Here is an 11498-nt window from a genome sequence, read left to right as displayed (position 1 = left end):
TTTATATGTGTGGAATAGCTGGAATAGCCTATTGGCGCCCGGAAAGTGGCCTACCTCAACGCCTCTTGCGCATGACGGATTTGCTCACTCACAGAGGCCCCGATGATCAAGGCCACTGGGTGGACGCAGAGGCCGGCATAGGGCTCGGGCATAGGCGCTTGGCGATAATGGATTTGAGCCCGCAAGGGCACCAGCCAATGGCATCCAATTCTGGTCGGTATGTGCTCGTATTCAATGGCGAAATTTATAACTTTGCCGGTCTGCGCGATGAATTGGAATCTGAGCAGCAGTCAGTCACATGGCGTGGACATTCCGACACGGAAATATTGCTTGCCTGCGTTGAAGCATGGGGCTTTCAGCCGACCTTGCAAAAGCTCGTCGGCATGTTTGCAATTGCTTTATGGGATCGGCAAACCGCATCGTTGTCGCTAGCACGGGATCGGATGGGGGAGAAGCCGCTGTACTATGGCGTGATTGGCAATCGATTTATTTTTGCATCTGAGTTGAAGGCCCTTCGCGAGATAAGCGATGGTCAGCTTGCAGTGGACCGCGAAGCACTGGCTGATTTTTTGCGATTTGGCTATATTCCCGCCCCTCAATCCATCTACTCGGGAATCTCGAAACTGAGCCCCGGGCATATGCTCACACTTCACTCGCCTTCCAGCGCAGAAGTGTCACGCCCATATTGGGTAATTGGTGATGCCAGCCAATCGCAGTTGCGCGAACAATTGACTGCTTGTGGCGACGACGAGTTGGTTGATCGTGTACACAATCAATTGCAGGAGGCGGTCCGTCTACAGATGGTTTCCGATGTGCCTCTTGGTGCCTTTCTCTCTGGTGGAGTCGACTCCAGCGCCATCGTTGCGCTGATGCAGTCCCAAAGCTCGCAACAGATACGAACTTACACGATTGGTTTCGAAGAGAGCTCGTTTGATGAGGCCCCTTATGCCAAGGCTGTGGCACAGCACTTGGGTACTGAACATACTGAAATGATTGTTAGCGCGAGAAGTGCCGCTGAAATTATTCCAGAGTTGCCATTGATATACGACGAGCCTTTTGCAGATTCATCCCAAATTCCAACCACGCTCGTCTCGAGGCTAACTCGTCAACACGTGACAGTTTCACTTTCAGGGGACGGTGGCGATGAACTGTTTGCCGGATACCCTAGATATCAAATTACCGCGGCCTTGTGGAGACGTGTAAGTCAGCAACCCATGGCGCTACGCAGGCCGGTGTCGACAATGCTGCGGTCTCTATCACCTGATACCTGGGACAGCATGCTTCGTGTTCTGCCCAATGCGCAGCGCCAGCGTATCAATGGACGTCGCATTCATCGACTGTCTCACCTGATGTTGTCAGGAAGTCTTGGCGAAATGTATGTTCGGCTGATGTCCCAATGGCAACCGGAGGATGGTCTGGTTCTTGGCTGCAAAGAACGGAGTTTTCTGTCTGTGCCCTGGAGACAAGATGTAGACCCAATTGAGGCGATGCGAAGGTGGGACGTTAGCCAATACTTGCCCGATGATTTGCTTGTAAAAGTTGACCGTGCATCAATGAGTGCAAGCTTGGAATCACGTGCGCCATTGCTGGACCACCGAGTCGTCGAGCTAGCATTTGCATTGCCCCAGCGCATGCTGGTTCGGGATGGCGTTGGTAAGTGGGTGCTACGCCGTGTGCTAGACCGCTATGTCCCGCGTCGACTCATCGACCGCCCCAAGGCTGGCTTTTCCGTGCCACTGGCTGACTGGCTACGTGGACCATTACGAGCCTGGGCAGAATCTCTTTTGAACCCATTGACGATTCTCAATCAAGGCTATCTTGATGCTCACAAGGTTTCTGAGATGTGGCGCCAGCATATTGAAGGCAGTCACGACCGGAGCTTGTACTTATGGAATGTATTAATGTTCCAGGCATGGTTGTCTGCCCAAAAACATTGATATAAAGATTATCGTCAATACACTTTCAGCTCATCTCGGCCAGGTCCCTCCTGAAGATTTTGCTTAGCAGGCTGCACTCGCAGTTTTATCTTCAAATTGGCAACTTTGCCCCAACGGCTTGAGCTTGCTTATTTGCTGACACTCGCACGCGTCGCGGCGATACCAACTGGCCGACCGAGAATTTTTGGGTGCACACTCTTTTGGAGCAGTTTAAGCAGCCAAGACTCCTCGTGTAAGCGAAGGCTGAGATCTTGTTCTACCCAAGTTGGCTGGCTGCAAAGTGTTGACGTTGAATAAAAATATGATCCCGTTCGACCCGTTCGTTCCTTCCCGTATGCCCGGTACTCCCCAGATGCTGCCGTCGGCTAAGCTGAAACGGGTTCTGGGTGACCTGATTGGTACGGTGACTCGATTCCATGCTGACTTAGCCCACACTTGGCCGCTTCAAATGGGTTTGCGGAATGGTGCCGCCACGTTTTGGAAGGAAAGGCTCTATGTGGTTTTTGAACGCTGTTCCTCGGCCGAGTACGCGTCGGGCAAATTGCAAATGTGCATACGAATGGCCGTGGGACGCCGCGCCCTGCCATCATTACGGATTCTGAAGTTCCGCTCGAATATTGGCGGGATTCTGGCGCACAAGGCTGCACAGGTGTGTCACCACCGCGAAGCTCGCCACCTGTCGACTACTTAGGCCTCGATGGCCAGCGGCTTCGTATTGCCGTTGGTCGACTGGGCCTCCAAAGGAATGTACCCGTAGTGATCGCGCGTCTTGTTTCCGCTCTGCGTCGCCTCCCTGGGCGTCCAGCGGTGATACTTGGTGACAGCACTAGGCCTCAAGCGCCGCAGGCATCGATGATCAAATGCTGCATTGCAGATTGGTCGTGTCCGGGCAGTTTCGCTGCCTCACTTGCAAGCCGGTTGCGGCGTACAGGTGCCTTCTTGTCGGCTTGCCTAAAACCGCGGCCCACAAATGGGATGATCAAGCACACCGCCGCAGGATGCCCCTTGGCGCTCTCCGGTATCACCGCTTATCGCGACTTCACAGTCGGAGACAGCGCGCTGACTAACCATGCGCAGTTGCCGAGTGTTGACTGGGCAGCCATCCAAAACGTTAAGCCGCTCTGCGGCATCCTGAACTCCTAGTCTCAAACATGAAGATTGTCATCAACGCCTATTCGGCCCGTCAGGGCGGTGGCCAGACCTACCTAATCAACCTGCTAAGCCATCTGCCGGAGCACAATCCACCGCAGATTGAGGTCTTTGCGCCACGCAGCCTGCAGTTGCCATTGCATCCAAACATACGAAGGGTCCACGCCAACTGGCCCACAGAGAATCCGCTGTTGCGCGCCCTTTGGGAGCGCTGGTCCCTTCCCCGATATCTGAAACGCACCGGCGCGGATATCCTCTTTTGCCCTGGCGGGCTCGTCGCTACGAAGGCCCCCAAGAAGTGTCGCGTAGTCACAATGTTTCGCAACATGACTCCTTTCGACGATCGCGCGTTGCGGCGTATGCCATGGGGCCTACAACGCATCCGCAACCACATGCTGCGAGGCCTGATGCTACGCAGCATGAGCGAAGCCGACCTGACGATCTTTATCTCTGAGTTTGCCCGTAGAGTGATCGAGGCACTTACGAGCATCCCAAACCCGGTAACAATCCCTCACGGCATTACTGAGGCCTTCCGATCCAAGGGAACGAAGTTGCCACGACCCACTGTCGTTGGCGATGACCCCTATCTACTTTATGTATCCAAGATTGACAGCTACAAGCACCACGATGAGGTCGTCCGCGGCTATGCGCAACTAACTGCCGAGCAGCGTGCGCGCTGCAAGCTGGTACTTGCTGGCGAGGCCGATAGTGTGGATGCGGAACAGGTACGCCGGACCATAACTGAGCTCGGTCTAGACGATCGCGTCGTGATCTGCGGAGCCATCAAGTACAACGAAATTCCCGCGCTGTATCAAAACGCCGAAGCGAACCTCTTCGCATCCTCCTGCGAGAACTGCCCAAACATTCTTTTAGAGGCACTAGCGGCCGGTCGCCCGGTGTTGTCCTCCGATGTCGAGCCGATGCCGGAATTCGGCGGTCAGGAAATTGGCTACTTCTCGCCCTTCGACCCAACTAGCATTGCTCAAGCAATGAGGCGGGTGCTTGAAGAACCCGAAACTGCAATTCGCTGGGCTGCCGCTGCCAACGAACGCAGCGCTAAGTATGACTGGAAGCTAACCGCGCGCGAAACCTGGACCGAGATCCATCGTTTGAGTGTGTAGTTACCATCTCAACGCGGTATTCCATGACCCGAAAAGGCGAGACAAACAGCGTCTTGGAGCTAAGTAATCCTCAGTCAATGTACCCCTTAATAAAATCATGAATCAATCTGTCCCCACGCAGCACTTCGGCGCCCTCATGCCGATGGTCAGCCTAAATTCCGGTGTCCTCGTTTGAAAGTCTTGATAGTCAGTCACAACTTCTGGCCAGAGTCCTTTCGCATCAACGACGTGGCGGCGGAACTCGTGGCTCAAGGGTGCGATGTGACCGTGTTGACAGGACAGCCCAACTACCCGGATGGCGACATATTCCCTGGCTATCGGGCTTGGTCAGTTCGCAAAGAGCATCACCCTGCGGGCTTCGATGTGCTGCGGGTGCCAAGCCACCCGCGCCGCAAAGGAAAGGCGCGCGATTTGGCGATGAACTATCTTGCCAGCATATTCAATATGGCCTTCATGGGGCCCTGGCTATTGCGGGGCCGCAAGGTGGACGTAGTCTTTGTCTACGCCCCATCACCGGTCTTGCATGCGCTATCTGCGCTTGTAGTGGCAAAGTTCAAGCGAGCTCGATTGGTGACGTGGGTGCAGGACCTTTGGCCGGAGAGCCTTGAGGTCACCGGCTTCGTACAAAGCCGCAAAGTGCTGGGCTCAGTGAGAAAGCTTGTGAGCTGGATCTATAGGCAGAACGACTTGGTGCTTGCGCAGTCGCAATCCTTCGTCCGATCCATCACGCCCATGGCCGGTAAGACACCGGTGATCTACTACCCCAACCCCGGAGAGGCCGTATTCAGTGCACAACCCCCAGTTAGTGAGCCGCCAGCTCTTCAACTCAAACCGGGGTTTAACGTGGTATTCGCCGGCAACCTGGGCACAGTGCAATCTCTGGACACGATACTGGATGCAGCCGAAATACTGTTAACAAGGCAAGAGATAAGGTTTGTCCTGGTAGGCAGCGGGAGCCGATTGGAATGGCTTAAGCAGCAGGTGCAAGACAGGGGGCTGCTCAACGTAGAGCTGCCGGGCCGATTCCCAGTGACAGCCATGCCTGGTTTGTTCCAACAGGCTTCAGCCTTGATCATGAGCCTCGTCGCCAGCCCGATCATGGATCAGACCATTCCCAGCAAGTTGCAGGCCTACCTTGCCGCAGGCCGCCCTGTCATTGCATCCATGAATGGCGAAGGCGCCAGAGTGGTCGAAGAAGCTGGCGCCGGTGTGACCTGCCCAGCTGGTGATGCTGGGGCATTAGCCCGTGCCGTGAGCCACCTCGCTGACTTGTCCAAGACAGAGCAGGACGCTTTGGGCGCAGCCGCCACCCGTTACTACGAGCAGCATTTCGAACCTCGTATGCTTTCGCGCCGACTCATCGACATGTTTCGTGAGCTGCGCTGAGGTAGCACAGCTCGAACTGAGAACTTTCAATTTATGACTCTATCCATGAATTCCACTTCCCCGCAAAAAGTCTTAGTGCTCGGTGTCACCGGCATGCTGGGCAATGCGGTGTTTCGCCTCTTTTCGGAGAGCCACGGCTTTGAGGCGCACGGTACTGCACGTAGTGCGACAGGCCTGAAGCACTTCGGCGCAGAACACCGGACGCGCATCAGTGTTGGCATCGACGTCGAGCACCAAGACCAGTTGATCCAGCTTTTCAACCGGGTTCGGCCCGACGTCGTGATCAACTGCATTGGCTTGGTGAAGCAACTGGCTGAGGCCGATGACCCCCTATCCGCTCTGCCTATCAATGCCCTATTGCCTCACCGACTCGCCCGCCTGGCTTCGTTAGTGGGCGCGCGCCTAGTCCACATAAGCACTGACTGCGTCTTCTCAGGCACCCAAGGAAACTACCGCGAATCAGATGCACCGGATGCCCTAGACCTTTACGGCCGAAGCAAGTTGTTAGGTGAGGTGGACTATGACAACGCGGTGACCCTACGCACCTCGATCATCGGCCACGAACTGGCAAGCGCACATAGCCTGGTGGGCTGGTTCCTGGCTCAAGAAGGCCGTGTACGCGGCTTCACACGGGCCGTATTCTCGGGTTTACCCACTGTAGAGCTGGCAAAGGTGATCCGGGACCAAGTTCTGCCACGCCCCCATCTGCGAGGGCTTTGGCATGTCTCATCCGACCCAATCGGAAAATACGATCTGTTGAATCTGGTCAAGACCGCTTTCGACAAGTCGATCGAGATTGTTCCGGATGACCGACTCGTGATTGACAGGTCGCTCGATTCATCGAGATTCCGGGGCGAGACGGGTTGGACACCCGCCCCTTGGACTGAACTCGTCGCCTCGATGCGTCGATTTGGCTGACCAGACTGAAACTGCAAGGAGTGAATGTGTTTAAAGACAAGGTTTTACTGATCGCTGGCGGAACAGGATCATTTGGCAATGCGGTTTTGCGCCGATTCCTGGACTCGGACCTGAAGGAAATCCGCATCCTCAGCCGGGACGAAAAGAAGCAAGACGATATGCGCAAGCGTTTTGCAAGCCCCAAACTGAAGTTCTATATCGGTGATGTTCGGGACTATCAGTCGGTTCTCAATGCCGTGCGTGGCGTCGACTACATCTATCACGCTGCGGCCTTGAAGCAAGTGCCGTCTTGCGAGTTCCACCCCATGGAGGCAGTGAAGACAAACGTCCTGGGTACGGAGAACGTGTTGGAAGCCGCCATTAATTGCGGCGTCAAGCGAGTGGTCTGCTTGAGCACCGACAAGGCGGTCTATCCCATCAACGCCATGGGGATCAGCAAGGCCATGATGGAAAAGGTGATCGTGGCCAAGTCTCGCTCCTCAGGTGACACAGTCATTTGCACTACGCGTTATGGCAATGTGATGGCCTCGCGGGGGTCGGTGATTCCGCTCTTCACCAACCAAATTCGGGCCGGAGCGCCGATTTCCATCACTGATCCAAACATGACGCGTTTCATGATGACGCTGGATGACGCGGTGGACCTGGTGCTGTACGCATTCGAGCACGGCAAGCCAGGTGAGATCTTCGTTCAAAAGGCGCCAGCAGCCACAATTGAGACACTCGCCAAGGCCTTGACCTCGCTAATGGGTGTCCCCGAACACCCAATACAGGTGATTGGCACTCGGCACGGTGAAAAGCTTTATGAGGCTTTGTTAAGCCGAGAGGAAATGGTGGCTGCGCAAGACCTAGGAGACTATTACCGGGTGCCTCCAGACTTGCGCGACCTGAACTATGGCAAGTACATGGAGCAGGGTGAAGTGAAGATCTCTGAAGCCACCGACTACAACTCGCACAACACCACGCGGTTGGATGTTGCGGGCATGACCAACTTACTGATGAAGCTGCGCTTCATTCAGGCGTTGGTCAAGGGCGAGCACATCGAACCCGAAGAATGATCGGGTCGCGCGAGGACAAAGGATTTGCATATGAAAAAACTCAAAGTAATGACCGTTGTAGGGACCAGGCCAGAGATCATCCGGCTGTCCCGCGTCATGTCCCAACTCGACCAGCATTGCGATCATGTGATCGTCCACACCGGTCAGAACTACGACTACGAACTGAATCAGATCTTTTTTGACGATTTGGACATCAGGAAGCCCGACCACTTTCTTGGTGCTGCGGGCGGCAGTGCGGCAGAAACGATCGCGAACGTGATTGCTGGCCTGGACAAATTGCTAGTGTCCGAAGCGCCGGAGGCCTTGCTGGTCTTGGGTGACACGAACAGCTGTCTGGCGGTTATTCCCGCCAAGCGGCGCAAGATACCGATCTTCCACATGGAGGCCGGCAATCGCTGCTTTGACATGCGTGTCCCCGAAGAAACTAACCGCAGAATTGTGGACCACACGGCAGATGTGAACCTCACTTACAGCGACATTGCCCGTGAATGCCTGTTGAGGGAAGGTCTAGCTCCCGACTTGGTGATCAAGACCGGCAGCCCCATGGCCGAAGTACTGGCCTACTACCGCGAAGGCATCGCCAATTCTGACGTATTGAGCCGCCTGGAACTCACGGAAGATCGCTACTTTGTCGTGAGTTCCCATCGTGAAGAGAACGTCGACTCTGACGAAAGCTTCATGCGCCTAGTAAATTTGCTCAACGCCGTGGCGGAGCAGTTCGATCTCCCCGTAATCGTCTCCACCCACCCGCGTACCCAGAAGCGTGTGCAGGCCATGGGCGTGAGCTTCCATCCTCGCGTGCAGTTGCTCAAGCCATTGGGATTCACCGACTACGTGAGGCTGCAGACTTCTGCAAAGGCTGTACTGTCTGACAGCGGCACGATCAGCGAAGAGTCCTCTATCCTGAACTTCCCCGCACTCAACCTGCGGGAAACGCAGGAGCGGCATGAGGCATTCGAGGAAGGATCGGTCATGATGGTCGGGTTGGACATAACCCGTGTACTGCAGGGTCTCGCCATCTTGAACGGACAGCTCCGCGGCGCCGAACGCAACCTACGCCAAGTCGCCGACTACAGCATGCCCAATGTAAGCGACAAAGTTGTCCGGATCATTCACAGCTACACGGACTATGTGAACCGTGTTGTGTGGAAGAAGTACTGATCAAAATCGGGGGGCACTTTCGGTGCCCCCCACTTTTAGTCAATACGCAATTGTTCGAGGTGGATGGGCGCTGAGTTCCAACTCGTATTGCATCCAACGGTCGGATTGAACCGCCCCGGGGTTTGGGGAGGCTCCAACTGTAGAGAATGGAGCCATGAGGAAGTCACTGAAGTTTTCCCCCCGAAAGTCCGCGAGCGCGCTGTGCGCATGGTGCAGGGGCACCGTGGCGAGCACCCCTCCCAGTGGGCGGCTATCGAGTCCATCGCCGGCAAGATTGGTTGCGCACCCCAGACGCTGAACACCTGGGTGCGGCAACATGAAGTCGACTCGGGCCAGCGCGAGGGCGTCTCCACGAGCGAGGCGCAACGGATCAAAGACCTCGAGCGCGAGAACCGCGAGCTGCGCAAAGCCAACGAGATTTTGAAGCTGGCCAGCGCGTTTTTCGCCCAGGCGGAACTCGACCGCCGTCTCAAGTCCTGAAGGCCTTCGTCGACCAGCATCGCCGGCAGCTTGGGGTCGAGTCGATCTGCCGCGTCTTGCAGATTGCCCCATCGGCGTACTGGCGCCACGCGGCGCGCCAGCGTTGCCCGGCCTTGCACTCTCGGCGCGCCCAGCGCGATGCAAGCCTGGCGCCGCATGTTTAACGTATATGGCAGTCCAACAAGCAGATCTACGGGGCCGACAAGGTCTGGCGGCAACTCAAGGGCGAGGGCATCCAGGTGGCGCGCTGCACCATCGATCGGCTCATGCGCCAGTTGGGGCTGCAAGCTGTGCGTCGAGGCAAACAGGTGCGCACCACGACACCAGACACCAAGACGCCATGCCCGCTGGACCGGGTCAATCGGCAGTTCAAGGCCGAGCGACCCAACCAGCTCTGGGTCTCGGACTTCACGTATGTCCCGACCTGGAAGGGCGGGGTCTATGTGGCCTTTGTTGTCAACGTATTCAGCCGGCGCATCGTGGGCTGGCTGAATCGGGCGGCGATCTTCAGAAGCTACACGGCGGAGGCGAGGACCGACAACTGACCCAAGTTCACCTTCCGGGCTTTCATCGCCTAGGCGCAGTCCCTTGATATGCAGCACATTCCAATCCAGCCAGGACGGCCCAGGCAGAACGGCTGCATCGAAAGCTCCAAGGGCAAGTTTCGCGACGAGTGCTTGAGCGAGCACTGCTTCGAGGCCTTGCCGCGGGCGCACTCGGCGTTCGCCATCTGGCTTCGGGAATATTACGAAGAACCTTCAAGCCCGACGTTCACCTCAGTCGTACGGCGGGGGCGGGGGAGAAGTCAACAGTTCTTGACATACCAAGACAGCGCCTCATCAAGGCCCTGCCTAAGGGTATGAGTCGGCTCGAAACCGAGCAGGCGCGAGGCCTTACCGACGTCAGCCTGACTATGGCGCACGTCGCCGACGCGAAAGTCGCGGTAGGTCGGCTGCGCATCACTTTTAACACCTTCATGAGCCAGGCCGTCGCGCAACAGGCCGAACAGCAGATTCAGTGTCGTGCGGTCGCCCACAGCCACGTTGTAAACCTGATTCCGGGCGGCAGCGTCAGCCGTCGTGGCAGCCAGAATGTTAGCTTGCACAGCGTTGGCCACGTAGCAAAAGTCCCGGCTGGTCTCGCCATCGCCGTTGATGAACACAGTCTCACCGGCGATTAGCGCAGCGGCCCATTTCGGTATCACCGCGGCATAGGCGCCGTTGGGATCCTGTCGGCGGCCGAATACGTTGAAGTAGCGTAATCCGACCGTCGAGAAGTCGTAGCTTCGGGCGAAGACTTCCGCATACAACTCATTGACGTACTTCGTCACCGCATACGGCGACAGCGGCTTGCCGATGTTCGACTCGACCTTGGGCAGCGCTGGGTGGTCGCCGTAGGTGCTGCTGCTAGCAGCATACGTGAAGCTCTGTACCTTCGCGTCGCGCGCGGCGACGAGCATATTCAAGAAGCCCGTCACATTGGCGGCGTTGCTCGTGATCGGGTCAGCAATACTGCGTGGTACTGAGCCCAGCGCCGCCTGATGCAGCACATAGTCCACACCCACGCAGGCGTCGCGGCAGGTCCGCTCGTCGCGGATGTCCCCTTCGACAAAGTGAAAGCGGGCCCACTGAGCCTCACTGACTAGGCCGCGAACTTCATCCAAATTGCGTTGGTGCCCGGTGGCGAAATTGTCCAAACCGATCACAGTTTGATCCAGAAACAGCAAAGTCTCCAGCAAATTACTGCCGATGAAACCAGCTACGCCCGTAATCAACCATTTCTTCGGCTGGGCTCGCAAAGAGTGCAAAACTTCTTGATACTTGCTCATTACTTACTCCTCACAGGCGCCAGACGCGCAGACCAACCGCTTCCAGCGCCTTCTGATCAAAGGCCGCCTTCACGTCGATGAAGGCGCCGCCTGCGACGACCTTGGCCGCCAAGTCGGCCGCGCTCAAAGCCTTGTAGCTCTTGTGTGCAACTGCCGCGACGATGGCATCGGCCTTGGGCAGTTCGGCCCACTTGACCGGGCGCACGCCGTATTCATGCACGGCCTCGTCCGCGTCGGCATCCGGGTCGGTCACGATCACTTCCACGCCATAGGTTTGCAACTCATGGATGATGTCGATGACCTTGGAGTTACGCAGATCGGCGCAGTCTTCCTTGAAGGTCAGGCCCAGCACATTGACTTTGGCGCCCTTGATGGCGCAGCCTGCGGCAATCATCTGCTTGATGGTTTGCTCGGCGATGAACTTGCCCATGCCGTCGTTGATGCGGCGGCCGGCCAGAATCAC

10 protein-coding genes, 1 pseudogene and 1 other annotated feature are annotated in these 11498 nt (G+C 56.7%); of the genes and pseudogenes, 9 read left to right on the top strand and 2 right to left on the bottom strand.

The genetic code is table 11. The features are described from left to right. The first annotated feature begins 5 nt into the window (after nucleotides 1-5). The 9 genes and pseudogenes from asnB (at nucleotide 6) to DBR47_RS25500 (ending at nucleotide 10070) form a co-directional block, all read left to right on the top strand. Nucleotides 6-1937, top strand: a complete 1932-nt coding sequence (gene asnB, locus DBR47_RS14900) for an asparagine synthase (glutamine-hydrolyzing) (protein ID WP_124451423.1) — start codon at nucleotides 6-8, stop codon at nucleotides 1935-1937. Nucleotides 1938-2220: 283 nt separating this feature from the next. Next, nucleotides 2221-2628 carry a hypothetical protein gene (locus tag DBR47_RS14895; protein ID WP_197047090.1) on the top strand — a complete coding sequence of 136 codons (408 nt, stop codon included), beginning with the start codon at nucleotides 2221-2223 and terminating at the stop codon, nucleotides 2626-2628. Nucleotides 2629-3088: 460 nt separating this feature from the next. Continuing rightward, nucleotides 3089-4207 carry a glycosyltransferase family 1 protein gene (locus DBR47_RS14890; RefSeq protein ID WP_124451419.1) on the top strand — a complete coding sequence of 373 codons (1119 nt, stop codon included), beginning with the start codon at nucleotides 3089-3091 and terminating at the stop codon, nucleotides 4205-4207. 171 nt (nucleotides 4208-4378) lie between these two features. After that, entirely contained in the window at nucleotides 4379-5593 is a 1215-nt protein-coding gene (locus tag DBR47_RS14885) for a glycosyltransferase family 4 protein (RefSeq protein WP_124451417.1), read from the top strand. Nucleotides 5594-5638: 45 nt separating this feature from the next. Continuing rightward, the gene (locus DBR47_RS14880) at nucleotides 5639-6511 is read left to right on the top strand and encodes an SDR family oxidoreductase (protein ID WP_124451415.1); all 873 of its coding nucleotides are present in this window, start codon (nucleotides 5639-5641) and stop codon (nucleotides 6509-6511) included. Nucleotides 6512-6537: 26 nt separating this feature from the next. Next, complete coding sequence (locus tag DBR47_RS14875) at nucleotides 6538-7566, top strand: polysaccharide biosynthesis protein (RefSeq protein WP_124451413.1); 1029 nt, start codon at nucleotides 6538-6540, stop codon at nucleotides 7564-7566. A 30-nt stretch (nucleotides 7567-7596) separates the two neighbouring features. Beyond that, nucleotides 7597-8727, top strand: coding sequence for a non-hydrolyzing UDP-N-acetylglucosamine 2-epimerase (gene wecB, locus DBR47_RS14870; RefSeq protein WP_124451411.1), 1131 nt, complete (start codon nucleotides 7597-7599; stop codon nucleotides 8725-8727). Between the two features lie 207 nt (nucleotides 8728-8934). Then, nucleotides 8935-9695: pseudogene (locus tag DBR47_RS14865) on the top strand (IS3 family transposase); the annotation flags it as partial. Further along, nucleotides 9162-9278: a sequence feature (AL1L pseudoknot), on the top strand. (Overlaps the previous pseudogene by 117 nt.) A gap of 105 nt (nucleotides 9696-9800) precedes the next feature. Continuing rightward, entirely contained in the window at nucleotides 9801-10070 is a 270-nt protein-coding gene (locus DBR47_RS25500) for an integrase core domain-containing protein (RefSeq protein ID WP_124451409.1), read from the top strand. Here DBR47_RS25500 and DBR47_RS14855 read toward each other — a convergent pair. Then, nucleotides 10013-11035 (bottom strand): NAD-dependent epimerase/dehydratase family protein, encoded by a 1023-nt coding sequence (locus tag DBR47_RS14855; RefSeq protein ID WP_124451407.1) that lies wholly within the window; start codon nucleotides 11033-11035, stop codon nucleotides 10013-10015. The two genes, DBR47_RS25500 and DBR47_RS14855, sit on opposite strands and share 58 nt — an antisense overlap. A 10-nt stretch (nucleotides 11036-11045) precedes the next feature. Then, nucleotides 11046-11498 (bottom strand): UDP binding domain-containing protein (locus DBR47_RS14850; RefSeq protein WP_305037019.1); only part of this gene is annotated, 453 nt, incomplete at its 5' end.

It is taken from the genome of Paucibacter sp. KBW04, assembly GCF_003852425.1.
Taxonomy (GTDB): Bacteria; Pseudomonadota; Gammaproteobacteria; order Burkholderiales; family Burkholderiaceae_C; genus Paucibacter_A.
Note: the sequence above shows the minus strand (reverse complement) of the source record. Positions and strands in the feature narration are given on the sequence as shown.